Origin of the sequence: Nocardia sp. XZ_19_385 (genome assembly GCF_015355755.1) — a bacterium.
In the GTDB taxonomy this organism is placed as follows: domain Bacteria; phylum Actinomycetota; class Actinomycetes; order Mycobacteriales; family Mycobacteriaceae; genus Nocardia.
Map to the genome: position 1 here is coordinate 543,991 of NZ_JACVEE010000004.1, position 24,656 is coordinate 568,646.

Annotated in this window: 21 protein-coding genes; 4 read left to right on the forward strand and 17 right to left on the reverse strand. The window is 68.9% G+C overall.

What is annotated here, in order from left to right; genetic code table 11:
• Positions 1-57 precede the first annotated feature (57 nt).
• Positions 58-552 carry a polyadenylate-specific 3'-exoribonuclease AS gene (locus tag IBX22_RS31495; RefSeq protein ID WP_194819541.1) on the reverse strand — a complete coding sequence of 165 codons (495 nt, stop codon included), beginning with the start codon at positions 550-552 and terminating at the stop codon, positions 58-60.
• 171 nt (positions 553-723) lie between these two features.
• Here IBX22_RS31495 and IBX22_RS31500 point away from each other — a divergent pair, with 171 nt between their 5' ends.
• Positions 724-2,112 carry a class II 3-deoxy-7-phosphoheptulonate synthase gene (locus IBX22_RS31500; RefSeq protein WP_194819385.1) on the forward strand — a complete coding sequence of 463 codons (1,389 nt, stop codon included), beginning with the start codon at positions 724-726 and terminating at the stop codon, positions 2,110-2,112.
• A 58-nt stretch (positions 2,113-2,170) separates the two neighbouring features.
• On the opposite strand, the gene asnB is transcribed toward IBX22_RS31500, so the two are convergent.
• Positions 2,171-4,009: an asparagine synthase (glutamine-hydrolyzing) gene (gene asnB, locus IBX22_RS31505; protein WP_194819386.1), complete on the reverse strand. Its 1,839-nt coding sequence runs from the start codon at positions 4,007-4,009 to the stop codon at positions 2,171-2,173.
• Positions 4,010-4,079: 70 nt separating this feature from the next.
• Between asnB and IBX22_RS31510 the strand changes: the two genes are divergently transcribed.
• Positions 4,080-4,688 carry a TetR/AcrR family transcriptional regulator gene (locus tag IBX22_RS31510; RefSeq protein ID WP_194819387.1) on the forward strand — a complete coding sequence of 203 codons (609 nt, stop codon included), beginning with the start codon at positions 4,080-4,082 and terminating at the stop codon, positions 4,686-4,688.
• Here IBX22_RS31510 and pknB read toward each other — a convergent pair.
• On the reverse strand, positions 4,666-6,675 hold the full coding sequence (gene pknB, locus IBX22_RS31515; RefSeq protein WP_228539793.1) for a Stk1 family PASTA domain-containing Ser/Thr kinase: 2,010 nt from the start codon (positions 6,673-6,675) through the stop codon (positions 4,666-4,668). The genes IBX22_RS31510 and pknB overlap by 23 nt on opposite strands.
• A 150-nt stretch (positions 6,676-6,825) precedes the next feature.
• On the opposite strand from pknB, the gene IBX22_RS31520 reads away from it, so the two are divergent.
• Positions 6,826-7,194 (forward strand): Rv2175c family DNA-binding protein, encoded by a 369-nt coding sequence (locus IBX22_RS31520; protein WP_194819389.1) that lies wholly within the window; start codon positions 6,826-6,828, stop codon positions 7,192-7,194.
• A 45-nt stretch (positions 7,195-7,239) separates the two neighbouring features.
• Here IBX22_RS31520 and IBX22_RS31525 read toward each other — a convergent pair whose 3' ends face one another.
• The 5 genes from IBX22_RS31525 to IBX22_RS31545 form a co-directional block, all read right to left on the reverse strand.
• Positions 7,240-8,145 (reverse strand): phytoene/squalene synthase family protein, encoded by a 906-nt coding sequence (locus tag IBX22_RS31525; RefSeq protein ID WP_194819390.1) that lies wholly within the window; start codon positions 8,143-8,145, stop codon positions 7,240-7,242.
• Complete coding sequence (locus IBX22_RS31530; protein ID WP_194819542.1) at positions 8,142-9,830, reverse strand: alpha-(1->6)-mannopyranosyltransferase A; 1,689 nt, start codon at positions 9,828-9,830, stop codon at positions 8,142-8,144. The genes IBX22_RS31525 and IBX22_RS31530 overlap by 4 nt, the downstream gene beginning before the upstream one ends.
• A 79-nt stretch (positions 9,831-9,909) precedes the next feature.
• A complete protein-coding gene (gene crtI / locus IBX22_RS31535) occupies positions 9,910-11,481 on the reverse strand; it encodes a phytoene desaturase family protein (RefSeq protein WP_194819391.1) in 1,572 nt (523 codons plus the stop codon).
• Between the two features lie 70 nt (positions 11,482-11,551).
• The gene (locus tag IBX22_RS31540; protein WP_194819392.1) at positions 11,552-11,758 is read right to left on the reverse strand and encodes a hypothetical protein; all 207 of its coding nucleotides are present in this window, start codon (positions 11,756-11,758) and stop codon (positions 11,552-11,554) included.
• A complete protein-coding gene (locus IBX22_RS31545) occupies positions 11,755-12,933 on the reverse strand; it encodes a polyprenyl synthetase family protein (RefSeq protein WP_194819393.1) in 1,179 nt (392 codons plus the stop codon). The genes IBX22_RS31540 and IBX22_RS31545 overlap by 4 nt, the downstream gene beginning before the upstream one ends.
• Before the next feature lie 210 nt (positions 12,934-13,143).
• Here IBX22_RS31545 and IBX22_RS31550 point away from each other — a divergent pair, with 210 nt between their 5' ends.
• A complete protein-coding gene (locus IBX22_RS31550; RefSeq protein ID WP_194819394.1) occupies positions 13,144-14,115 on the forward strand; it encodes a methylenetetrahydrofolate reductase in 972 nt (323 codons plus the stop codon).
• 45 nt (positions 14,116-14,160) lie between these two features.
• On the opposite strand, the gene IBX22_RS31555 is transcribed toward IBX22_RS31550, so the two are convergent.
• From IBX22_RS31555 to IBX22_RS31595, 9 genes are all read right to left on the reverse strand, one after another.
• Positions 14,161-16,188 carry a CocE/NonD family hydrolase gene (locus IBX22_RS31555; protein WP_194819395.1) on the reverse strand — a complete coding sequence of 676 codons (2,028 nt, stop codon included), beginning with the start codon at positions 16,186-16,188 and terminating at the stop codon, positions 14,161-14,163.
• A 177-nt stretch (positions 16,189-16,365) separates the two neighbouring features.
• A complete protein-coding gene (locus tag IBX22_RS31560) occupies positions 16,366-17,517 on the reverse strand; it encodes an LLM class flavin-dependent oxidoreductase (RefSeq protein WP_194819396.1) in 1,152 nt (383 codons plus the stop codon).
• Entirely contained in the window at positions 17,514-18,326 is an 813-nt protein-coding gene (locus tag IBX22_RS31565; RefSeq protein WP_194819397.1) for a DUF1684 domain-containing protein, read from the reverse strand. Before IBX22_RS31565 ends, IBX22_RS31560 begins: the two co-directional genes overlap by 4 nt.
• Positions 18,323-19,693: an NtaA/DmoA family FMN-dependent monooxygenase gene (locus IBX22_RS31570; RefSeq protein WP_194819398.1), complete on the reverse strand. Its 1,371-nt coding sequence runs from the start codon at positions 19,691-19,693 to the stop codon at positions 18,323-18,325. The genes IBX22_RS31565 and IBX22_RS31570 overlap by 4 nt, the downstream gene beginning before the upstream one ends.
• Before the next feature lie 8 nt (positions 19,694-19,701).
• Complete coding sequence (locus IBX22_RS31575; protein ID WP_194819399.1) at positions 19,702-20,832, reverse strand: LLM class flavin-dependent oxidoreductase; 1,131 nt, start codon at positions 20,830-20,832, stop codon at positions 19,702-19,704.
• Positions 20,825-22,576, reverse strand: a complete 1,752-nt coding sequence (locus tag IBX22_RS31580; protein ID WP_194819400.1) for an ABC transporter ATP-binding protein — start codon at positions 22,574-22,576, stop codon at positions 20,825-20,827. The genes IBX22_RS31575 and IBX22_RS31580 overlap by 8 nt, the downstream gene beginning before the upstream one ends.
• The gene (locus tag IBX22_RS31585) at positions 22,573-23,442 is read right to left on the reverse strand and encodes an ABC transporter permease (protein WP_194819401.1); all 870 of its coding nucleotides are present in this window, start codon (positions 23,440-23,442) and stop codon (positions 22,573-22,575) included. Before IBX22_RS31585 ends, IBX22_RS31580 begins: the two co-directional genes overlap by 4 nt.
• Positions 23,435-23,647 carry a hypothetical protein gene (locus IBX22_RS31590; RefSeq protein ID WP_194819402.1) on the reverse strand — a complete coding sequence of 71 codons (213 nt, stop codon included), beginning with the start codon at positions 23,645-23,647 and terminating at the stop codon, positions 23,435-23,437. Before IBX22_RS31590 ends, IBX22_RS31585 begins: the two co-directional genes overlap by 8 nt.
• Positions 23,640-24,656: an ABC transporter permease gene (locus IBX22_RS31595; protein ID WP_194819403.1), complete on the reverse strand. Its 1,017-nt coding sequence runs from the start codon at positions 24,654-24,656 to the stop codon at positions 23,640-23,642. The genes IBX22_RS31590 and IBX22_RS31595 overlap by 8 nt, the downstream gene beginning before the upstream one ends.

Consider the following 24,656-nt stretch of genomic DNA (forward strand, 5'->3'; position numbering starts at 1 on the left):
CCGGTACAGCGCAAGGCCCCGAGTCGGAAACGACTCGGGGCCTTTGCTTTTGCGCCGTCAGCGGCGGCGGTGGGCTTCGATGGCCTCGAACTTGGCCAGGTTGTGGCGGGCGTCGGCGAGGGCGTCGTGGGCGTCCGGCGGGACCGGGGGGAGGTCGGGGCGGCCGTGTGCCTCCCAGTGCTGGCGCAGTTCGTTGGTGTAGCGGGGGAGGGTGTTGGGGAGGTCGACCATCGAACCCCACAGCTGGCACAGCGCCACGTGGTCGTAGGCGGCTACCCAGGCCCACAGTTCCGGCTGCACGGTGGGGCGGGGGACGAGGAATTTGTAGAGGTCTTCGCGGATCTGCTCGCGGCTGCGCCACAGCGGTGAGGCGGGCTGCGGCAGCTGCGGGAGCACGTATTTGCGCACCCAGGGACCGGCCCGCTCGGGATCGAATTCGGTTGATACCGCGTAGTATTCGCGGCCGTCCTCGCAGACGACCCCGATCGATACGAGGTCGATCGTCAACCCGTCCTCGATGAACTCGCAATCATAAAAGTAACGCGACGAGATCGCCTCTTTCGGTCGTCGGGTGGCATGGGCCAGTTGGGTCAACCCTAAGCCCGGGATGCGAGGCGTTTGCCGCAAGCCCCACCTAGGTGGATTTTCCCGACACCAAGGTTGCGATGGTTTCCTACTACCTCTGGGTATCTGCCCTTCGGCGGTGACCGTATTCTGAATCTCGTGAACTGGACCGTCGACGTACCCATCGACCGCTTGCCGGAACTGCCGCCGCTGCCCACCGAGCTGCGCAGACGTCTGGACGCGGCGCTGGCCCGTCCCGCGCTGCAGCAGCCCTCGTGGGACCCGGAGCAGGCGGCGAAGATGCGCACCGTGCTGGAGAGCGTGCCGCCGATCTGTGTGCCCGCCGAGGTGGAGGAGCTGCGCGAGCGGCTCGCCGAGGTGGCGCGCGGTGAGGCGTTCCTGATGCAGGGCGGTGACTGCGCGGAAACCTTCGCCGACAACACCGAGCCGCACATCCGCGGCAATATCCGCACGCTGCTCCAGATGGCGGTGGTGCTGACCTACGGCGCCAGCCTGCCCGTGGTGAAGGTCGCCCGGATCGCCGGTCAGTACGCCAAGCCGCGTTCCTCGGACACCGATTCGCTGGGCCTCACCTCCTACCGCGGCGACATGGTCAACTCGCTGGTCGCCGACGAGAAGCTGCGCGTGCACGACCCGTCCCGTCTGGTCCGCGCCTATGCCAACGCCAGCGCCGCGATGAACCTGGTGCGCGCGCTGACCAGCGCCGGCATGGCCGACCTGCACAAGGTGCACGACTGGAACCGCGACTTCGTCGCCCAGTCGCCGGCCGGAGCGCGCTATGAGGCCCTGGCCGAGGAGATCGACCGCGGCCTGGCTTTCATGAACGCCTGCCGGGTCAACGACCCCAGCTTGCAGTCCGCGCGCATCTACGCCAGCCACGAGGCGCTGGTGCTCGACTACGAGCGCGCCATGCTGCGCCTGGGCGAGAACCCGGCCACCGGGGAGCCCGCGCTCTACGACCTGTCGGCGCACTTCCTGTGGATCGGTGAGCGCACCCGTCAGCTCGACGGCGCGCACATCGCGTTCGCGGAGCTGCTGGCGAACCCGATCGGCCTGAAGATCGGCCCGACCACCACCCCGGAGCAGGCGGTGGAGTACGTGGAGCGCCTGGACCCGAAGAACGAGCCGGGCCGGTTGACCATCGTCTCGCGGATGGGCAACGGCAAGGTGCGTGACGCGCTGCCGCCGATCATCGAGAAGGTGCAGGCGACCGGCCATCAGGTCATCTGGCAGTGCGACCCGATGCACGGCAACACCCACGAGGCGTCCACCGGTTTCAAGACCCGCCACTTCGACCGCATCGTCGACGAGGTGCAGGGCTTCTTCGAGGTGCACCACGCGCTGGGTACGCATCCGGGCGGCCTGCACATCGAGCTGACCGGTGAGGACGTCACCGAATGCCTCGGTGGCGCGCAGGACATCTCGGATCTGGATCTCAACGACCGCTACGAGACAGCGTGCGACCCGCGCCTGAACACCCAGCAGTCGCTGGAGCTCGCGTTCCTGGTCGCCGAAATGCTGCGCTGACAACAAGATTCACGAGACGGGGCGCCGGGTTTCGACCCGGCGCCCCGTTTCGTCCGGTTCAGGCGGTCCGCAGCTGTGGCCGGTGCTGATCGAGCCAGACGGCCAGATCGAGGAACTGTTCCAGCCCGAGCCGGTCGGGCAGGTCGACGCCGCCGACGTCCCGCTGGGCGACTTTCCGGACCGCTGCCGCGTCCATGATTTCCAGCACCGGGTGTTCGGCCGCGAGCAGCTCGGCGGCCTGGCGTTGCAGCGCGCCGACATAGGGCGCGTCCTGGGCGATCGGGTAGTGCGATTTCTTCCGGTCGACCACGGAGCGGGGCAGCAGCTCGGCCGTGGCGGACCGCAGCAGGCTCTTCTCCCGGCCGTCGTGGGCTTTGAACGCCCACGGGACGTTGTGCAGGTAGTCGACGAGCCGGTGGTCGCAGAGCGGTACGCGCACCTCGAGGCCTACCGCCATGCTCATCCGGTCCTTACGGTCGAGCATCGCGCGCAAGAACCGGGTGATGTGCAGATAGGAGATCTGTCGCATCCGCGCGTCGAGCGGTCCCTCGCCGGGCAGCGGCTCGACGCGGGCCAGCGCGGTTCGGTACTGGTCCCGGACGTAGTTGTCCAGGTCGAGGGCGCGCGCCAGGTCCGGCCGCAGCAGCGCGGTGCGCCGGGTCATCGCTGTCGGCATCGCGGCCATCCAGGGGAAGGTGTCGGCATCGCGCAGCGCGGGTTCGTGGAACCAGCGGTATCCGGCGAAGACTTCGTCCGCGGACTCACCGGACAGCGCGACCGTCGACCGTTCCCGGACGGCTCGGGACAGCAGGTACAGCGAGGCATCCGAATCGCCGAGACCGAGCGGCAGATCCCGTGCGGCGACCACCGCCGCGCGGACCGGGGGAGCGGCCAGCTCGGCGGTGTCGATCTCGATGGTGTGATGGCGCGCGCCGACATGGCGGGCTGCCTCGTCCGCGAACGGCGAATCCAGGGTGCCGCGCCATTCGTCGGCTACGAAGTTCGCCTTCTGGTCCGAGAATTCCACGGTGAAGCTGCGGACGGACGCGCCGCTCGAACGCAGCTGCCGGGCGGCCAGCGCGGTGACCGCCGAGGAATCCAAGCCGCCGGAGAGCAGCGTGCACAGCGGTACGTCCGCGACGAGCTGGCGGCGGACGCTGTCGTCCAGCAGATCCCGGACCGTCGCGATAGTGCGGCCGAGGTCGTCGGTGTGTTCGGCGGTGCGCAGCGTCCAATAGCGCGACTCCCGCAAGCCGTCCCGGTCCACGGTGACGACGGTGCCCGGCTCGACTTGCCGCATGCCGTGCCAGACCGCGGTGGCGGGATCGGTGATCAGCGTGAACAGCTCACGCAGACCGTCCATTCCGACGATGGCGTTCGCGCCCGGATTCGCCAGTATCGCCTTCGGTTCGGAGCCGAACAGCACGCCGTCGCGGGTCGGCAGCAGATAGAGCGGCTTGATGCCGAGCTGGTCCCGGATCAACACCAGCCGCTGCACCCGCGCGTCCCAGATCGCGAACGCGAACATGCCGATCAGCCGCTCGGCGACGGCCGCGCCCCATTCCAGATAGCCGTGCAGCACGACCTCGGTGTCGGAGCGGCCGCGGAAGCGGTGGCCGCGGGCCTGAAGTTCGGCGCGCAGTTCGGTGAAGTTGTAGGTCTCGCCCGAGTACACCAGCGCCACCGGGCCGTCCGGAGTCTCGGCCGTCATCGGTTGCGCTCCGCCTTCGATATCGATGATCGCGAGTCGCCGGTGCCCGAGAGCCGCGTGGCCTTCGACCCACATGCCGTCGGCGTCCGGCCCGCGCGCGGCCATCGTCGCGGTCATCGCCGCCACGACATCGCGTGCTCCGGTCAGATCTTGTTCGTATGACACCCATCCGGTGATTCCGCACATGACTCAAATATGAAGTGACTTCAAAAATAAAGCAACTACAAATTTGTAGCCGATGTAGTAACCTGAGCGAGTGAGCAAGGTGGAGGCCGGATTACGGGAAACCAAGAAAGAGCGCACGCGCCGCAGCCTGCTACTGGCGGCGTACGAACTCTTCGACGAGAAGGGCTATGACGCGACCACGGTCACCGAGATCGCCCGCGCCGCAGAGGTTTCGCCGGGCACGTTCTTCAACTACTTCGGCACGAAAGAGGATCTCGTCTTCGGCGATCGATCCCACATCGCCCAAGCGGGTATCGACGAGCTGACTCGGCGTCAGCCGGAAGACACCCCCGCCGACCTGGTGGCGCGAGCCTTCGAGGGCATGCTCGCCGCCGAACACCAGAGCGATCCGGACGGACTCGAAAAGCACCGGGCCCGTTTGATCGTCACCGTGCCATCCCTGTACGCCACCTCGCTACGCCGGCTGTTCGACGTTCAGCACCAGATGGCGGAGCGGCTGCGCGCGACGTTTCCCGGCGAACTCGACGACCTGCACGCCGCGATCCTGGTGGGCGCCTTCGCCGGCGCCGGGATGGCGGCGATGCGCGCCGCCATCGCGGCCGAGGAACCCCTGGAACCGGCGGTGCGCAAGGCGATCAGCGAGATGGCGCGCCGATTCAGGGGAGTGCGGTCAGCGTGATCGTGGTGCCCGGCTCGACCCGGCTGCCCGCACCGGGAGCCTGGCCGATGACCACCGAGCTGTCGGAATCGGTGAGCGACTGCACCTGCACCTTGAAGCCGAGCGCCACCATTTTCTGACGTGCCTCGCCGACGCTGGACCCGACCACGAACGGGATCTTCACCGCGTCGGAGACAATCAGCGTCACCGAATCACCGGAATTCACAGTCGTTCCCGCCGCCGGATCGGTGCCGACCACCTGACCCGACTCGATGGCCTTGTCGAACTCGGTCTGCTGACCCTTCACCTTGATACCGGCCTTGGTCAGCACCGTGGTCGCCTCTTCGACGGTCTTGCCGCGCACATCGGGCAGTTTCACCGGCGGCGCGCCGTTGCTGCGGTACACCTTCACCTGCGCGCCCATCGGCAGCACCGTGCCGACGCCGGGCTCGACCCGCGCGAGACTGCCCTTGGGCAGCTGACTGCCGACCTCACCCGCGTCGATGGGTTGCAGTCCGGCGTCGCGGATCAGCTGGTTGACCTTCTTGACTTCGGCGCCCGGCTGCACGTCCGGCACCCGCGGCTTGCCGCTGGAGATCAGCACCGCGACCGTGGAGCCCTTGGTCACCTTGGACCCGGCGGACGGATCGGTGCCGACGACGCCACCGACCGGAATGGTGTCGGAGGCCTTCTGCCTTGTCTCGCTGGTGAATCCGGCGTCCTGTAGCGCCGCAGTCGCCTGCTCGGCGCTCATCCCGGCGACGGGCGGGATCGGCGAATAGCGGCCGACCCCGAGCCACCAGCCGCCGATGCCGACGAGCAGGGTCATGGCCACCACGATCGCGGCCCACACCAGCGCCGTGCGCCGCGACTTCACCGGATCGGCGTAGGGCTGGGCCGGGGCCGGGCGGCGCTGTGGCGCGTACTCGTGCACCTCGATGGCGCCGTAGCTGTTGTCAGGGGCATAGCCGTTGTCGTAGGGGTTGTCGTAAGGGTCCGGCCCGTAATCGGGCACGCGCGGACGCGCGGCGGTGACCACCTTGGTGTGCTGCGGTTCCGGCGTGTACTGCGGCTGGGCCACCGGCTGCGGGGTCGCGTCGCGGCCACTCAGGTCGGTGACAGCGGTGAACCCGGCGCTGAGATGTTCGGCCGACTCCTGCGGCGCGGGCACCCGGTACGGCGGCAATTCCAAATCGTTGGCGATGGCGCTCAACGCCGCCGCCATTTCGCCCGCGTCGGCGAACCGGTGCAGGGGGTCGCGGGCGGTGGCCCGGGCGACCAGATCATCGAACTCCGGCGGCACGCCCGCGATGAACTCGCTCGGACTCGGCACGTCGTTCTCGATGCGCTGGTATGCCACCGAGATCGAGGTGTCCCCGGTGAAGGGGACCCGGCCGGTCAGCAGCTCGAAGATCAGCACACCGAACGAATAGACGTCACTGCGCGAATCCGCGGACCCGGACGTCACCTGTTCCGGCGACAGATACGCCGCGGTACCCAGGATCACGCTGGCCGAGGTGGTGTTGGCCGCCGCGACCGCCCGGACCAGCCCGAAGTCGGCGATCTTCACGTCACCGCTGTCGGAGATCAGCACGTTCTCCGGTTTGATGTCGCGGTGCACCAGCCCCGCCGCGTGCGCGACACCGATCGCTTCGAGCACGGGCTCGGCGACCGCGCGCACGGCGTGCGGCGGCATCGGGCCGCGTTCGCGCAGCAGCTCGCGCAGCGTGCCGCCCTCGACCAGTTCCATGATCAGGAACGGGTAATCGCCGTCCACGCCCTGGTCGTACACCCCGACCAGCGACGGATGCTTCAGCTTGGCCACCGCGCGGGCTTCGAACTCGAAACGCGACAGGAACTGCGGATCACCGGCGAATTTGGGATCCATCACCTTGATCGCTACCGGACGGTCCAGCCGGGTATCCACCCCGCGAAAGACCATCGACATCCCGCCCCGCGCGATTGGCGCGTCTATCCGGTAGCGCCCCTCCAGGATCTGCCCGATCAAGTGATGTCCTCCAAAACAGTCGTCCGCTCCGTGCGGCCCCCACGATGGTAACTGTGTTCGAGCCGGTATCCCGGCCTGCCGCGACGGTTTTCCAGGATCCGCCGGGTGTCCCTTGCGACCTGCGCGGGGACACCGTCTACCGTTATCGGGGTGAGTGCATTTCCCTGCAGTGATGATGTTCTTCCGGAGTCGGTAGCCCTGCTGCCACTGCCAGAAGTGGCCGACAAGCTCGGGATCTCGGTAACCCGAGTGCATCAGATGCTGCGCGACCATCAACTGCTCGCGCTGCGCCGTGCCGGCGTCGCCAGCGTCCCCGAGATCTTCTTCGACCCGCACGGCGGCGTGACCAAGCACCTGCCGGGGTTGATCACCGTGATGAAGGACGCAAAATACACCGACAAGGAGATCCTGGAATGGATCTTCACCGACGACGACACCCTGCCCGGTAAGCCGATCGAGGCGCTACACGGCCCGCTGGCCCGTGAAGTGATCCGCCGCGCGGCCGCCGATCCCTTCTGAACATCGTCTGACGCACGGTGGTGCCTGCGTGGCGCCACCGTGGCTTCAGCGTAGGACGAGGTGGGTCGCCGCGACCCGCAGGCGCTTGGGCACACCGACTGCCGCGCGCGATTCGAAGATGGCGTAGTCGCGGTGCTCGATTTCGGTCAGGATGGCCGCGTAAAGGGTGCTGGCGGTGCGGATGGCGGGGCGTACGCGCGGGTCGAGCAGGTCGATGCCGGGGTCGGCGCGGCGGTACAGGTCGCGGTTGACGGCGATCAGGTGGGCTAGCGCGCGGCGGACTCGCTGGTCGGTCCGGCCGGTGCGCCGGCAGTGCAGCAGCAGGTCGTGGTCGACGCCGAAGGCGGTGAGATCGTCGGCCGGTAGGTAGACCCGGCCGCGGTCCAGGTCTTCGCCGACATCACGCAGGAAGTTGGTGAGCTGGAAGGCTTCGCCGAGGGCCGCGGCGGCCGGTTCGGCTTCCGCGCGGGGGACGACGGTGCCGAGAACCGGGAGTAGTTGCAGGCCGATGGCGGCGGCCGAGCCGCGCATGTAGTCGCGGAGTTCGGCCATGGTGGCGTAGCGGTCGCGGTAATGGACGGTACCCGGGATGTCCATGCGCATGGAATCCAGGAACGTCCAGAAGTGCTGTGGCGCAATGTCGTACCGCGTGATGGTGTCGGTCAGGGCGAGCAGTACGGGAGCGTCGGCGACCGTGTCCGGCCCCTGTTCCAGCGCCGTGCGCAGCTGCTTTTCGATCAGATCGACGTCGCCCGCGGGTCCGTGTTCGGACGGGGCGTGCTGCGCGTGGTCGACGATGTCGTCCACCATCCGCGCGAACGCGTACAGCGCGTGCACGGCCGGTCGTCGCGGTGCGGCCAGCAACCTGGTCGCCAGGAAATAGGTGCGCCCGTGTTCGGCGGCGATCCGCCTGCATTCCCGATAGGCGGTTTCGAGCTGCGCGGAACTCACGGCCGGACGGCGGGGACTTCCGCGGGCGGCGGGGTGGCGCGCAACCGCAGCGGGTCCACCTTGCGCAGCGACATCGCCGCCACTACGGCGGCGAAGATCGCAGCGGCCACGTGCGGGAAGTTGTAGAGCCCGATCGAGCCGTCCGGCTGGAACACCAGCATCAGCCAGGTACACAGGCCGACCAGCACCATCAGCGTCGTTGTGGAAAGCGCGAAGCCCGCGGCCAGCGCCAGCGGCCAGGAGTAGTACCAGGGCAGCGCGGCGGGGGACAGGATGACGATGGCGACGAACGCGATCATGATGCCGAGGACGGCTTCGCGTTCGCTGTGCCGGAACCGCCACCAGGTCAGCACCAGTGCCAGTGCCAGCGCCACCGCACACATCATGCGAGTCACTTCGAGCACGGGATCCCGGCCCAGCGGGGTGACCAAGGCGGACAGTTCCGCGAGGATGGTCGGCAGCGAGAGCCAGTTGATGATCTTGTTGGAGCCCTGTAGCGCCTGCAACCAGCCGATGCCGACACCCGCGATCAGCGAAGCGGCCGCGAACACGGCGGCGAAGACGAGCAGGCCCAGACCCGCGATCTTGGCGAAGACGAAGGCCGGATGCGGCATGTCACGTGAGGGCCGGGCCGCGTCGGTATCGACGACCGCGGGGTCGTCGGTCGGCTTGCCCAGCCGCTCGGCGGCGCGTTTCTCCTTCTCGTGCAGCATCCAGATCCACACCAGGAAGGGCAGTGCGATACCGGCGGTCGCCTTGATCGCGACACCGATGGCGACTACCACGATGCCCGCCACATGGTGCCGTTCCAGCACCAGCGCGATGCCGGCACACATCAGGCCGACCATCAGCATTTCGTTGTGCACGCCGCCGATCAGGTGGATCAGCACCAGCGGGTTGAGCACCGCCAGCCACAGCGCCACCGTCGGCTTGCCGCCGAGGTGCTTGGTCAGATACGGCACCGCCCACATCATCAGCGCCAGCCCGGGCAGCATCACCAGGCGCAGCCCGATGGTGCCCGCGACGACGTTGTCGCCGGTGATGGCGGTGATGCCGCGGGCCAGCAGCAGGAAGATCGGCCCGTAGGGCGCGGTGGTGGTGGTCCAGACCGGGCTCACATTGTCCAGCAGCACACCGGGATTGGCGACCGGGCCGACCGCGTAGGGGTCGAACCCGTCGCGCAGCAGCGCGCCCTGGGCCAGATAGGAGTAGGCGTCGCGGCTGAACATGGGCGCCGCGAACAGCAGCGGCAGGACCCAGATGCCGACGATGGCGCGCAGCTCGTTCAGGGTGACCTCGGCGCCGGCGCGGTCGCCGGTACCGATGGTGGTCCGCCCCAGCCGGACCCACGCGGTGATCATGAGCAGCACGCCGATCCAGACGACCATGCTCGACAGCACCAGACCGTGCCCGAACCGCAGCCACGAGAGATGCCAGGACTCCAGCAGCGGGTCGGTCTTGCGAACGCTGCCCGCGCCGAAGCCGCCGAAGGTGATCATGATGGCGCCGACGAAACCCATGAGGGCGGCGTGCCCCTCGGGGCTGCGGATGAAATCGGCGTAGGTCTGCAGGCGGGACCGTGCGGGTTGCGGTGCCGCGGGCTCGCCGGTGCTCGGGGCTGATCCGTTCGAGCGGCCTGGCGAGTGATCGCCGGCGGTGCTCGGATTGCCGGGGGTGACGCGCATGTCCGGGGATGCCATGTGGTGTCGGTCCCCCCGGCAAGGTCAGCGGTCGCAACCGCGAGCGAATAGGTCGGCGATCAGTTTAATGCTTCGCTGGGAACCCTAGCGCCATGGTAGGTGCGGTTTCATCCGAAGCAGGCGACACGTCGCCGGTAATACGGGTTGCCGCCAGTTTTCCGGACAGCAGCACCGTGGGTACGCCTACGCCCGGTGTGGTGCCGCAACCTGCGATAACCACATTGTCGCTGGAGCTCGGCAAGTTGCGCGAACGGAACGGACCGGTCTGCCGGAAGACGTGCGCGGCGGAGAACGGGGTGCCCGCCAGCATGCCCTGGGCCTGCCAGGTCCGCGGGGTGTCGAGGTGGTCGACGGTGAAGTGCGCGGCGATGCCGGTGTACCCGCGCTGCTCCAGCACTTCGAGGAGTTCACGCAGATAGGACGGCCCGATCCGATCCCAATCCAGCGGCGCGGCATCCAGATTCGGGCAGGGCGCCAGCAGCGAGAAGGGTTCGTGCCTGCCGTCCGGGCGAGTGATGTAGAGGCCGGGGTCGGTCAGCGCGGGACGGGTGAGCAGTAGCGACGGGTCGCTCATCAGCCGGCCGCGGCGCGCGGTGAGCTCGGCGAAGGTGGAGTCCCAGGCCGCGCCGAAGTCGATGGTGTGGTGCGCCTGCACCGGCCAGCTCGCGGCGATCTCGGCCGGGACGGTGCCGTGCGCGACAACCGCTGAGGGCGAGGCGCGCAGCCACCGCCGGCGGTGCACGCCGAAACGTTCGATCGAACCGAGGTCGGCGGTGAGCACGACGGCGTCGCAGTCGATGGCCCGGCCGTCGGCGGTGCAGACCCGCCGGGCCCGTCCACCCGCATAGTCGATCCCGACCACCTCGGTGTTCAGTTCCAGGGTGCCGCCCGCGCCGGTGAACGCCTCCGCCATGGCCGCGGCGACCGCCCGCATGCCGCCTTCCGGGAAGTACACGCCGAGCGAGGTGTCCATGTGGGGAATCGCCCCGTACACCGCGAGCGCCTCGGCCGGGGGCATGCCCGCGTAGAGCGCCTGGAAGGTGAACAGTCGCGCCAGCCGCTGGTCCCGCAGGATGCGTCGCACCCGGGCGCCGAGCCTGCCGAAACCGCCGAGCCGCACCAGTTCCAGCAGCGCGGCACGCTTCTTCGGCAGCCGCACCATGTCCAGCGGCGAATCGAAGTTGGTGTCCATGAACTCGGTGAACTCGGCGGCGTAGATCCGCGCCAGCCAGTCCCGCAGCCGCCGATAGCGCCGCGCCTCGACCGGCCCGCAGACCCGGGCGACCTCCGCGGCCATGGCGTCGGCGTCGGCGAACACCCGGATGTCGGCGCCGTCGGCGAACCGCGCGTGATAGCTCGGTGCGAGCTGATGAATGCGCAGCGAGCAGGACTCGGGTGTCCGCTCGACCGCGGCCAGCGCCTCGGTCACCAGCTCGGGCAGGGTCAAAACCGTTGCACCGGAATCGATCTCGTAGTCGGGCCCGCGATAGACGCCGACCCGTCCGCCGACGTGATCGGCGCGCTCCAGCAGGGTCACGGTGCGCCCGGCGCCCGTGAGATGGAGCGCCGCGGCGAGCCCGGACAGACCGGCGCCCACTACGACAACCCGATCAGTCGGTCCCGCAACGGTTTTCATGGAACTCTCCTAAGCGCATGCCGATACCTCCGACCACTACGGATGGCCGGAGGTGTCGAACTACAGAGTGTTATTCGCCGGTCTGCTCGTCGGCGGTTGCCGTCGCGGCGCAGGACCTCGGCAGTCGGATAGCACGGCGGGCGGGCAGCGCCGCACCCATCATGATCCGGCGCTCGGTGAGCACGAAACTCTTGCCACGGCGCTTGGCGGTCGTACGCGGGGCGGGACCCGCACCGACGGTGATTACTCGATCGGCTGGTCCCACAATGGCTTTCATGCGGTCCTCCTGGTTGCGGCGAGTGCCATCGCGCGCAATGACTGTTTCGCGGATTCGGTGGCGGATGAGGTTTCGATGGCGGCGAGGCCGCGTTCGGTGAGGTCGGCGATGCGGACTTCCACATCGTCGACCGCGCCGAGCTCGGTGAGCACGGCGCGCAGGCGCTCCACGTCGTCGGCGCTCAAATCGGTGCCGATGCTGGTGCGCAACAGTTTCGCGGCGGCGACGTCGGTGGCGTCGGCGCGGCGCAGGGCCTCGGCGAGCAGCACGGTGCGCTTGCCTTCGCGCAGATCGTCGCCGGAGGGTTTGCCCGTGACGGCCGGGTCGCCGAAGACACCGAGCAGGTCGTCGCGCAGCTGGAAGGCGATGCCGATATCGGTGCCGAACTCGCGGTAGGCCTCGAACAGCCCGGCGTCGGCGTCGGCGATGGCGGCGCCCAGGTGCAGCGGGCGCTCCACGGTGTAGGCGGCGGTCTTGTACCGGTTGATGCGCAGCGCGGCCTCGACCGAGTCGTCGCCGCCGGCTTCACCGTTGATGTCGAGCAGCTGCCCGCCCAGCACCTCGGTGCGCATCAGCGCCCAGACCGGGGCGAAGCGGGAGATTGCGGCGTCGTCCAGGCCGGAGGCATGGACCATGTCGTCGGCCCAGGCCAGGGCCAGATCCCCGATGAGGATGGCGACGCTGGTGCCGAAGTGCGCGGAGTCGCCGGTCCAGCCGCGCTCGCGATGGCGCTGTTCGAAGTCGACGTGCACGGTCGGGAAACGGCGCCGGGTGCGCGAGGAGTCGATGATGTCGTCGTGGATGAGCGCGCAGGCCTGCACCAGTTCCAGTGCGGCGCAGGCGCTGAGCACAGCGGCGGCTTCGGGGGCGTCCGGGTTGCCGCCCGCGCCCAGCCAACCGGTCCAGGCGAAGGCCGGGCGGGTGCGTTTGCCGCCGCGCAGCACGAACAGTTCGAGCGCTTCGGCGGATTCGACGAACGGGAGGCCCAGCGGCTCGACGGTGGTGCGCTTGGCGGCGAAGAATTCGGTGAGCGCCTTCTCCACCGCGGTGACGAAGCCGGGTGCGCCCAGCCGGGGAGTAGCGGAGGCCGCCCCGTTCACCTCGGCGGATCCGTTGGTCGCCGACGACAGGGTTCGGGTCGGGGTACCTGGTCCGGCGGACAGGGCATCCTCCAAGGTGGATCACGGGCCGCACTGGGGCCAGCACGGCGGAAGTTTGTGTTTTGGGCTCGGGGCCTAGGCGGGATATCAACCAGGTCACCGCGAGGGTACTGCCCAGTAAAATCATACGCGCGCCCCCTGTGACCGGCGTCGCCCGGGCTAGCCCTTTTTCCCGCCATTTGGGAGGAAATAGGTCGAACGTGCAGGTCCCCCTACACTGGACCGGTGACTTTCGATGACTTGCGGCGGCCACCGAACGTCTCTGGAACACCTTCGGTTGTACAGAGCTTGCGATCGCACGGCGGCCGCGCCGTGCCCTTCTCGGTGGAATTCAATCCGCCCCGTGACGCCGCCGCCGAGGCCCGGCTGTGGCGCGCGGTGCGCGAATTCGAGCGCATGCACCCGGCCTTCGTGTCCATGACCTACGGCGCGGGCGGCTCCACCCGCGACCGCACCGTGCGAGTCACCGGTCAGCTGGCGCAGGAGACGATCCTGCTGCCGGTGGCCCACCTGACCGCCGTCGGGCACAGCGTTGCCGAATTGCGGTCACTGGTCGGCGCTTACGCCGACTCCGGAATCAAGAACATTCTGGTGCTGCGCGGCGACCCGCCGGGCGATCCGCTCGGCGAGTGGGAAAAACACCCGCAGGGCGTGGCCTACGCCGAGGAACTGGTGCGCATCGTGCGCGATCTCGGCGACTTCCACGTCGGTGTCGCCTCGTTCCCGCAGGGCCACCATCGGTCGCCGAGCCTGGACCACGACACCGAGCACCTGGCCGCGAAACTGCGAGCGGGCGCGGAGTATTCGATCACCCAGATGTTCTTCGACGTCGAACACTATCTGCGGCTGCGGGATCGGCTCGCCGCGTTCGACCCGATCGAGGCGGAGAAGCCGATCATTCCGGAGTTGATGCCGGTCACCTCGTTGCGCACGGTCGCGCGCGCCGAGGAGCTGTGCGGGCGGTCGCTGCCCGCGCACGTACTGGAGCGGTTGCACAAGGCCGCCGGTGACGGCGCGGACGAGAACCGGGCCGCGGTGCGCGAGGTCGGTATCGAGATCGCCACCGAGATGGGGCAGCGTCTGATCGCCGAGGGCGCGCCCTGTCTGCACTTCATCACGCTGAACTTCGCGAAGGCGACCAGTGAGGTGCTCACCAACCTCGGCTACGGGGTGAAGGCGACGCCGCTCAGCGCATAAATGCACGAAAAGGGGCCGGGTACATCCGGCCCCTTTTCTATGCGCTCACCAGCCGGGGTTTCCGGCGATCGGCACGTTGACGTAGCTCGGTGCGGCCGGGTCCAGTTGCAGATGCTGCGGCTTCAACTCCGTCGCATCCAGGAACGGCCGGATCGGCAGACCCTTGGGGTAGTTGCTCGCGAAGATGTCCACCCGCAGCCGATGCCCTGGCTTCAGGATGGCGTCGGTAGGCGCCAGGCCGATATCGAGCTGGGTGGCTTGACCCGGCACGATCGGCAACCGCTCGGGCAGCGACATTATCGGGTAGGGGTCGGAGTAGTCGCCGTTCGCCGAACGGGCGCTGCGGTTTTCGTCCAGGGTGCGCAGCGAGGCCATCAGCTGTCCGGTGCTCAACGTGGTCGAACGTCCGTCGGGCGCGACATCGTTGACGGTCACCGTCCAGAATCCATCGGTCGCGTCGTGGATCGTGTTGAGGTGTACCGCGATCGGTCCGGAGATCGTGGTCGGTTCCGCGACCGGCGCGCTGGTGAACGTGAGCCCTTGTAGCTCTTGTACTCTGGCGTCCTTACCGCAGCCGGTGAACACCAGGATGCCCGCGGTGCCTTGCGCGGCATCCGCGGAGCACAGGCTCGCCAGGCCGGGCGCGACCGTGAGCCGTCTGGTGTCCGAAGGCGCTCCGGCACTGAGGCTTCCGTCGTGCACGCTGGTGTTCGTGGTGCCGCTCGCCGCCGCCGACAGGTACATCCGCTGGTGCGTGTGGCCCGGGCGCGGGAAGTCCGCCGCGGTGGTCCAGCCCGTGCCTTGCTGCCACATGGTGACCGGGCCGTAGCGGTCGATGCCGTTGTCGATGCCCTTGAGCCACTTGTCGAACCAGGCCCGCGTCAGCACATCGATGCGCGGCGGTTCGCCGTCGCGGCCGCGCATGTCGAAGCCGGCGCTCACGTGGTAGCTGTTGCCCATCACCAGCTGCTTCTGCCCGGGCGGTAGCGGGATGTCCTGATAGATGCGGGGCTCGCCGTTGGCGAAGTTGTCGTGCCAGCCGCCGATCACCATGGTCGGCACCGTGATTCGGTCTGGATGCCCGAGCCAGGCCTGCCGGATCGGGCTGGCGGGGTCGAGCACCAGCTCCAGTTCCGGTGGGACGGCGTCGAAGGAGGTGGTGGTCAGGGTCGCGATCGCGATGTCCAGGAACGACATCGGGCTGCGCAGCCGGTCGGCCAGCCACTGGGTGTCGAACTTACCCAGGGCGATGGACACCATATCGGGGGTGAGTTTGAGCAGGTTCACCGCGAGCAGGTAGGGCGCGAGGATGCCGATGGCGCCGCCGCCCGGGGCGATCATGTCGTGCACCAGATCGTTGCCGGGCACCAGGGGGACAATGGCTTTCAGCGCGGGCGGTTGCTTCGCCGCGGCCTGCACCTGGTTGATGCCGGAGTAGGAGGCTCCGGTCATGCCGATCTTGCCGTCGGACCACTGTTGTGCGGCGGCCCAGGCGATCACCTCCGGGGTGTCGGCCTGGTCCTTCGGGCCCCACGGCTCCCAAATACCTTGGGAGAAACCAGTTCCCCGCACGTCGGCGACGACCTGGACGTAACCGCTGCGGATCAGGTTCGGATCCGCGGCGAAGGCGCGTCCGAAACCGCCACCGAGGGTGCGGGTCTGGTCGGTCAGGCCTTCCAGCGGGGTGCCGTTCAGGCTGAAGTCGCGGAAGACGCCGGTCACCGCGTCCGAGAGCACGGGGACCGACAGCGCTGTCTGCGCGATCATCGAGAGCAGCTTGGTGTACGGCGTGAGGTTGACGATCGTCGGCAGCGGCGTGGTGACCGGCCCGTTCGCGTCGGCGGGGCGGTAGACGTTCGCCTTCAGGACGGTGCCGTCGCTCATAGTGATCGGAACATCCCAGTCGATGTGAATCGACGGATACTGCTGCGGCCCGTCGTGCAGCGCCGCCCATTGCGGTTCACCGGCCGGCGTGGCCTGGGCGGGCGGCGCGCCGGCCAGGGCGGCGGTGACCAGCGCGGTGAGCCCGGCGATCAACCAGCGGGCGCCGCGGCTTGGGGGAGTTGTCGTCATTGATCTCTCTCCGTCGTCCGAACCCGTGAAACATTACATGCACATGTGAATGTTTTTTACCGGATCGGCACCATGCACAAGGTGGCTTGTGCATGTCGACAGGCAGATATATGCACGCCCAGCTGCATGCAAAATGCCCAGGCCCGGTGCTGCGGGCCTGGGCATTGAGCTCAGCTGTCAGGCCGCCCGGGCGGCGCGGGTACCCCAGGCCTCGGCGAGCAGCCGATGCGATTCCAGGCGGTCGGCGTGGTCGTGGGTGACGCTGGTGATCAGCAGTTCGTCCGCGCCGCTCACGCGCTGCAAGGCGGCGAGGCGTTCGGTCACCGTGGCAGGCGAGCCGACGAACTGGGTGGACGTCCGGTCCGCCACCAATCGTTCCTGATCGGCGGTGAGCGGGCCGCTGGTGTCCGGATCGGGGTATTCCGGCGCGCCCGCCCCGCTCCGGATGCCGTGCACCCAGTGGCCGTAGGTGGCGGCCAGATGCTTTGCCGTCGAGTCGGTTTCGGCTACCACGACGTCCGCGGACAGCACCACGTACGGTTCGGGCAATTGCGCCGACGGGCGGAAGGCCGCCCGGTAGGAATCGACCGCGTCCAGAGCGGTGCCCGGCGCGACGTGATAGGCCGCCGCGAACGGAAGACCCAGGCGCCCGGCGAGTTCCGCGCTCGCTCCGCCCGAACTGCCGAACAGCCATACCTCGACCTGCGCGCCCTCGCCCGGAACCGCGTGCAGCGCAAAGCCGTCCGGTGTCGTGTAAGTCCCCGCCAGCAGCGCGCGGATGTCGTCCACCTGCTCGGTGAAGTCCTGCGGCTGCGCACCCTCCTGATGCAGGAGATGCAGTCCCGCGAGATATTTGGAGCGATCGGCGACCCGGCCCGGATCGAACGGCGGCGGTATCACCACGCCGTCGCGCACTTCGGTGCGTCCGGTGGCGGTGTCGACCACCGGACGCGCCCGCTTGGGATGGGTTGGCTCCGAACCGTATTGGGCCTTCCGGTGACCGGAACGCCCGAGGCCGAGATCGAGCCGGCCCGGGTAGAGCGCGTCGATGGTGCCGAACGCCTCCACGATCGACGCCGAGGTGTGGTGACCGACCTGCACGGCCGCCGACCCGACCCGGATCCGGGAGGTGGCCGCGGCGACCAGCCCGATCAGAGTCGTCGAGGACGAGCTCGCGACCGCGACGAAATGGTGTTCGGCGAGCCAATACCGGTGGTAGCCCCACTGTTCGGCGTGCTGGGCCAGATCGATGGTGTTGCGCAGCGCCTGCTGCGCGGTGGAACCGGTACTGATGGGGGACAGGTCGAGGATCGACAGGGGCACGCTCATAGCCGATCACCCAGGCCCAGCTTCGGATGCTGTTCGCCCGCTTCGACGGCCACGCGCAAGCGGTTCTGCTCGGGCGCGATCGGGCAGGTCGCGAAATCGGTGAAGGCGCACGGCAGATTCGCCGACCGGTTGAAATCGAGGTGGACCGTGCCGTCGGGATCGGGTGCGCCGACCGCGACCGCGCGGGCCGCCGGATAGGTGGTCACGCCGCTGGTCGCATCGGTGAACAGCACGCGCAGATCGTCGCCGTTGCCGAAGGCCACGACCTGCTCGGTCACCGCGCCGATCGTGAATTCGATGGTGCCCGTGGCGGTGTGGTGGTGTTCCAGGCCGTCGACGACCGCGCCGGTGGTGAGGGTGCGGGGTACGTCGAAGGGCCGGTAGTGACCGGTCACCACCCAGCGCGGATCCGGTGCGTAAGCGGGGATGCCCTCGAAGGCGAGCAGGGCCGGGGACTTCGGATCGTGCACGCGCACCGCGTACCGGCCGGTGCGGCGGATCACCTCCAGGATCCGATCCCCGTGCCGCACTTCCAGTCCCGGAGCGCCCTCGGCGGGGGTGAGGATCTGGACGCCGGCGATCCCGGTGCCTTGGAACTCGAGCCGGTCACCGGGCTGGGCGGTGATGAAGACCTTGTCCTCGGTGACCCACCAGGTGCCCGGCACGTCCGCCAGTCGCTCGGGCTGGTCGGTCAGCCAGTGCAGCGCCGTGAGGCTGAGGAAGCCGAGCGGATCGCGCAGCTGATCTTCCCGGGCGTGGTGCCACAGTGCCCAGGTGGTGTCGAATTCGGTTGCGGTGCTTGTGGTCATGACGCTCGTGCTCCTTCGTGGGCGGTGCTGCGGTGGGCGGTGCGGGGCGGGCGCAGACCGAGGTGGTCGCGCAGGGTCGAGCCGGTGTACTCGGTGCGGAAGCTGCCGCGTTCCTGCAGCTCCGGGACGACGCGGTCGACGAATTCGTCGAGACCGCCGGGGGTGAGGTGCGGGACGAGGATGAAGCCGTCGGCGGCATCGGCCTGGACGTGCTCGTCGATCTGCGCGGCGACCTGCGCGGGTGTGCCGACGAACTGCTGGCGTGCGGTCACCTCGATGATCAGCTCGCGGATTGTTAGATTCTCCGCCTCGGCTTTGGCGCGCCAGGCCTGGGCCACCGCGCGCGGGTCCTTGGCGTGCCGGACCCGGCCGCGGGTGATGTCGACGTTGTCGGCCGGTTCCACCTCGGGTAGCGGGCCGTCCGGGTCGTAGCCGGAAAGGTCACGGCCCCAGACCTGTTCGAGGAACGCGATGGCGGTCTGCGGCCCCACCTGTTGCAGCCGGATGTGGCGGGCCCGGTCGTGGGCGTCGGCCTCGGTGTCGCCGAGTACGAAGGTGGCGGCGGGCAGAATCTTCAGTTCGTCGGGCGTGCGACCGTATTTCGCGAGCCGCCCCTTGAGGTCGGCGTAGAAGCGCTGGCCGGCTTCGAGGGTGCCGTGGCCGGTGAAGATGGCATCGGCTGTGGCGGCGCCGAATTCGCGGCCGTCGTCGGAATCACCGGCCTGCAACTGCACCGGGTAACCCTGTGGGCTCGGCGGCAGGACGAATCGGCCGGTGATGTCGAATTGCGAAGTGCGGACCTGAGTTTCGGGAACGTCGTGTGCGAAGACGCCAGCTGCGCGGTCCACGACCAGGGCGTCGTCGGGCCAGCTGTCCCACAGCGCCCGGGTCGCCTGCACGACCTCGGCGGCGCGCTGGTAGCGCTGACTGTGCTCCAGATACCCGCCGCGGCGGAAGTTCTCGCCGGTGAACGCGTCGGAGGAAGTGACGGCGTTCCACGCGGCCCGCCCACCCGAGAGGTGATCGAGCGAGGCGAATTGCTTTGCCAGTTCGAAGGGTTCGTTGAACGTGGTGTTGATGGTGCCCGCCAGGCCCAGCTTCTCGGTGACCCCGGCGAGCGCGTTCAGCACGGTGAAGGTGTCCGGGCGGCCCACCACGTCGAGGTCGTGGATGCGGTCGCGGTGCTCACGCAGCCGCAATCCCTCGGCCAGGAAGAAGAAGTCGAACAGTCCGCGCTCGGCGGTGCGGGCCAGATGCGCGAACGAGGAGAAGTCGATCTGGCTCTTGGAGTCCGGGTCAGCCCAGACAGTGGTGTTGTTGACGCCGGGGAAATGCGCGGCGAGGTGGACTTGCTTGCGTGGGGTCATGGGGTCTCTCAGTTCGACGGCGCGGTGGCGTACCGGCTGAGCGGGCGGGGGAGGCCGAGGCGATGGCGGAAGGTGCTGGCGGTCAACGGATTGCGGCCCAGTTCGGCGAGGCGGGCGAGTGCGGGCTGAGCGGCGAGGGGGCGGAGGACGACCCCGTCCGCGATGCGGTCCGCCGCGATCTCGTCGAGCAGTCGCCACAGGCCCGATGTCGTGCCGAGGTGCCGCAGCGGCGCGGTGCCGGCTCTCGGTGCGGACGCGGGCGCCGCCCATTGGTCGAGCTCGAGCACTTCGGTGGCGGCGGCCGCGACGGAATCGGCCAGATGAATGTCGAGGTCGAGCAGCACCCGCACGGTGTCGGGGTCACGATCGGCCGCTCGGAGCGCGGTCCGTAGGTCCTCGCGCCGGGCGCGGGCTGCCGCGGGCGATGCCGCGCTGATCCGGATAAGGTCGGCACGTCGCACCGCCACGGCCGTACTCGCCGGGTCCGTGGCCCGCACCGCGACGATCGGCTGCCCCTGCGGCGAGCGCGGGGTGATCGACGGGCCCTTCACCGAGAAGTTGTCCCCGGCGAAGTCGATGTAGTGCAGCTTGTCCCGATCGATGAAGCGGCCGGTGGGTACGTCGCGGATCTCGGCGTCGTCCTCCCAGCTGTCCCATAGCCGGGACACCACCTCGATCGCCTCGTCGGCCTCGTGCCACAGCGACTCGGGGTCCTGAACATCCTTGCGCCCGAATGCCTTCGCCGCCGCAGTGGATTCGGAGACGGTCACCTCCCAGCCCGCCCGGCCCAGCGAGGCGAAGTCCAGGCTGGCGATCGCCTTCGACAGATGGAACGGCTCGGTGTGGGTTACCGCTGCTTGCGGCAACAGCCCGATCCCGTGCGTGGCCGCGGCCACGCGGGCCGCGACCGCCACCGCGTCGAGGCGGCCGCGGGTGACGCCCGGCCCGCCCGGCTGCAACGCGAACGAATCCGGCAGGAAGGCCGCGTCCACACCGGCGTGCTCGGCGGTGGTGACCGCGTCCACCCAGTACCCGCCGGTGAACAGGTCCTCGGCCCGGGAGTCCGCCCGCCGCCACGAGGCCGGGTGCACGCCGGTGCCGGCGAGCTCGACCGCGACAAAGAGTGTCGAATCAGCCATGTGCGGCAATCCTTTCCAGTTGGTTGTCCGTGCGGACCGCCGGTATCGCCGACAGCAACTCGCGGGTGTACTCGTGCTGCGGGTGACCGAAAATCTCGGCGGTACTGCCGGTTTCGACGATCCGGCCGTGCCGCATGACCGCGACCCGGTCGCTGATGCGGCGCACCACGGCGAGGTCGTGCGAGATGAACAGGTAGCTCAGCCCGAGCTCGGACTGCAGCCGGCCCAGCAGCTCCAGAATCTGGGCCTGGATGGAGGCGTCGAGCGCGGAAACCGGCTCGTCGAGCACCAGCAGTTCCGGATGTAGCGCCAGCGCGCGGGCGATCGCGACGCGTTGCCGCTGCCCACCGGACAGTTCGGCCGGGCGGCGCTGCGCAAACCGTTCCGGGAGCGCGACCTGGTCGAGCAGCTCCCGGACCCGGTCGCGACGGGCGGCCCGGTCGCCGATGCCGTAGGCGCGCAACGGTTCTTCCACGATTTGGGCCACCCGCCAGCGCGGATCCAGTGAGGCGTACGGGTTCTGGTACACGACCTGGAACCGCTGCCGCAGCGCGCGTAGCCGCGACCCGCGCAACCGGATCAGATCCTGTCCGTCGAAGGTGACCGCGCCGCTGTCGGCATCGGTGAGCCGCAACGCGATTCGCGCGGTGGTCGACTTGCCGGAACCGGATTCTCCTACCAGCGACAGGGTTTCACCGCGCCGCAACTCGAAGCCGACATCCGCGACGGCCGCGATCGATCCGCCGGACCGGGCCCGGAACGTCTTGTGCACCCCGCGCACCCTGAGCAGCGGGGGACCGCTCTGCGCGGGTGCGGGCCGGAAGCCCTCGAACGGCGCGAGACTCGGCGAGGCCGCGAGCAGCCGCTGGGTGTACGGGTGCTGCGGGCGTGCCAGGATCTCGGCGGTAGCGCCGGTCTCGACGATCTCACCGCCGTTGAGGACGATCAGACGATCCGCCCGCTCGGCCGCCACCGCCAGATCGTGGGTGATCAGCAGTACCGCCGTGCCACGGGCGGTGGTCTGCGCGGTGAGCTGATCGAGTACCCGCCGCGCAACGGTCGCGTCCAGCGCGCTGGTCGGTTCGTCGGCGATCACCAGATCCGGTTCCGCGATCAGCGCCGCCGCGATCAACACCCGCTGCCGCTGGCCGCCGGACAGTTCGTGCGGATACTGCGACGCCCGCAGTTCCGGCCGATCCAGCCCGGCGTCCGCGAGCAAGCGCACCGCGCGCTCGCGTGCTTCCCGGCGTTCAGCCAGACCGTGCACCAGCAGGGTCTCGGCGACCTGATCACCCACGCGCCGCACCGGATTCAGCGACAGGCCTGGGTCCTGCGGTACGAAACCGATCCGCGCTCCGCGCAGGCGCCGCCACGCCCGCTCGTCACCGGCTTGCTGCCCGTCGAAAGTGATGGTCCCGCCGGTGATTTCCGCTGGCGACCCGAGCAGCCCGAGCACCGCATGCCCGAGAGTCGACTTCCCCGAACCGGATTCACCGACGAGCGCCACCACTTCGCCACGCGCCAGCGTCAGGGACACTCCGGCTAGGGCGGCAACAGCGCCCTGTGCGGATCGGTACTGCACTCTGAGGTCCGCGACCTGGAGCAAAGCAGTCTCGTTCGAATCCGCAGCGATCTGATCGGTGGTTGCGCCCCCTCGCGGCGCAACCACATCCAGCGATGCGGACGTGCCGCGGGTGGAGGTGTCGCGGGCGGACGTGCCGCGGGTAAAGGTGTCGGCGGTCATCGGTGTCCCTCTTTCCCGGCGACGCGGCCGAGGTGCTGCGCGGCGACCACGACCGCGATGATGACCAGCCCCGGCAGTGTGGTCAGCCACCACGCGATGGCGAGGTAGTTGCGGCCCTCTGAAATGAGCGAACCCCATTCCGGCGTAGGTGGTTTCGCGCCGTAGCCAAGGAAACTGAGCGCGGAGACCGACAACACCGCCATCCCGAATTCGACCGCGGCGAGCGCGAGCACTGGCTGTGCGGAGTTCGGCAGGATGTGCCGGGTCAGCACGGCGTACCAGCGGACGCCACTGGCGTGAGCCGCCTCGACGTAGACCTCACCGCGCACCCGCAGCACTTCCGAGCGCATCACCCGGGCGAAGTTGGCGATCAGCGAAACACCCACGGCGATGGCCACATTGCGGGTGCCGAAGCCGAGCGCGGTGACCAAGGCCAGCGACAGCAGCAGCGAGGGGATGGCGAGCAGCACGTCGACCACACGCATGATGGCGGCGTCCACGATGCCGCCGACCGCACCTGAGAGCAAGCCGAGCAGCGAGCCGACCAGCAGCGCGATGGCGACGGCCGTGAGCGTTGCCGACAACGACAACCCCGCCCCGTGCACCATGCGGGTGTACAGATCGCGTCCGAGATTGTCGGTGCCGAACCAGTGTTCGGCGCTCGGTGCCTGGAACTTCTGCGCGGGTATACCGATCAGCGGATCGCCACTGGCGAAAAACGAAGGGAACAGCGCCCATCCGAGGGCGAGCAGAGCCACCGCGCCGGCGAGCAGCGCAAAGGCGTTGGTGCGCAACCAGGTCCAGCTGACGGCAGGTCGCCGCCACCGGAGCGCTGCGCGGTTGCGGCCTTCCAGAAGATCAACCATGGGTTCGCGCCACCTCGGTAATGGCGGCGAATGCCCACGGGGAGGAAAGATTGGCGCGCAACCATTCCCGCCAGCCGCCGGTGCGACCTGAAGCGGGGACAGGTTCGGCCAGCAGCCACGGTGCGAAGCCGAACCCGGCGGTGAGTGGCTGGGGGCGGGCGGCGCCTGGCCCGAGCTCAGCATGGGATTTCGCGTTGTCACGCACGGAGTGCCACCTCCTCAGTGATGTCGAGAGTGTTTGCGGGAGAGCCCTGTTCGGTGCCGGTTCGGACGGACCGGTGGCGGGCGGCGATGCGTGGGTCGAGCAGCGGGTAAATCAGGTCGACCACGAGATTCACTGTCACGAAGATCACCGCGCTGAGCAGCACGATCCCCTGCACGATCGGAATGTCCTGGGCCAGCACCGCGGTCTGGGTGAGCCGCCCGACCCCGGGTCGCGCGAACACGGCTTCCACCACCACGGCTCCGGCGAGGATGTGGCCCACCAGCACACCGGCGATAGTGAAGGTCGGAATGCTGGCGGGGCGCAGCACATGTTTGCGCCGCACCCACCAGCGCGAACCACCCTTGGCCAGTGCGACATCCACAAACGGTTGCCGCCAGGTGTTTTCCAGTCCGGAGGTCAGTACCTGCGCGATGACTGCGCCGATCGGCAGCGCCAGGGTGAGCGCGGGCAGCACCGTGCCGCTGAAGCCGTGACCGCCGAAAGCGGGCGCGAGCCGCCAGTGGAACGAAAACAGCTGCAGTAGTAGGAGTCCGGTGAAGAAGGTCGGCACCGCGACCCCGATCGAGGGCAGCGCCGCCAGGGTGTTGCGCAGCCACGGCCGCCGGGTAGCGGTCGCGGCGAAGGCCAGCCCGACACCCCCCACTGCTGCGAAAAGCAGGGTGAGCGCGGCCAATCCGAGGGTCGAGGGCAGCGTCTCGCCGATCGCCTGCGTCACCGTCTGCCCGGTGACGATGGAATATCCGAGGTCACCGCGCAGCGCGTGCCCGAGCGCCGTCCAATACTGCTGCCACAGCGGCTGATCCAGCCCATACCTGGCCTGCAGCTCGGCGATCGCCGCCGGATCCGCCGGAGAGCCTGTTTCGGCGCCCCCGGCCGCGATCGAGACCGGATCGGCGGGCAACAGATAGAGCACTACGAAGGAGACGGTGAACGCCGCCCACAGCACCCAGATCGCCTGCGCTACCCGCAGTGTCAGATACCGGACCAT

What these genes read in the sequence shown, in the direction of transcription:
- IBX22_RS31575 (WP_194819399.1), bottom strand. Translation starts at nt 20,832, where the DNA reads ATGGCTGATTCGACACTCTTTGTCGCGGTCGAGCTCGCCGGCACCGGC.
- IBX22_RS31555 (WP_194819395.1), bottom strand. Translation starts at nt 16,188, where the DNA reads ATGACGACAACTCCCCCAAGCCGCGGCGCCCGCTGGTTGATCGCCGGG.
- asnB (WP_194819386.1), bottom strand. Translation starts at nt 4,009, where the DNA reads ATGTGCGGAATCACCGGATGGGTGTCATACGAACAAGATCTGACCGGA.
- IBX22_RS31565 (WP_194819397.1), bottom strand. Translation starts at nt 18,326, where the DNA reads ATGACCACAAGCACCGCAACCGAATTCGACACCACCTGGGCACTGTGG.
- IBX22_RS31570 (WP_194819398.1), bottom strand. Translation starts at nt 19,693, where the DNA reads ATGACCCCACGCAAGCAAGTCCACCTCGCCGCGCATTTCCCCGGCGTC.
- crtI (WP_194819391.1), bottom strand. Translation starts at nt 11,481, where the DNA reads ATGAAAACCGTTGCGGGACCGACTGATCGGGTTGTCGTAGTGGGCGCC.
- IBX22_RS31580 (WP_194819400.1), bottom strand. Translation starts at nt 22,576, where the DNA reads ATGACCGCCGACACCTTTACCCGCGGCACGTCCGCCCGCGACACCTCC.
- IBX22_RS31530 (WP_194819542.1), bottom strand. Translation starts at nt 9,830, where the DNA reads ATGCGCGTCACCCCCGGCAATCCGAGCACCGCCGGCGATCACTCGCCA.
- IBX22_RS31585 (WP_194819401.1), bottom strand. Translation starts at nt 23,442, where the DNA reads ATGGTTGATCTTCTGGAAGGCCGCAACCGCGCAGCGCTCCGGTGGCGG.
- IBX22_RS31540 (WP_194819392.1), bottom strand. Translation starts at nt 11,758, where the DNA reads ATGAAAGCCATTGTGGGACCAGCCGATCGAGTAATCACCGTCGGTGCG.
- IBX22_RS31595 (WP_194819403.1), bottom strand. Translation starts at nt 24,656, where the DNA reads ATGGTCCGGTATCTGACACTGCGGGTAGCGCAGGCGATCTGGGTGCTG.
- IBX22_RS31560 (WP_194819396.1), bottom strand. Translation starts at nt 17,517, where the DNA reads ATGAGCGTGCCCCTGTCGATCCTCGACCTGTCCCCCATCAGTACCGGT.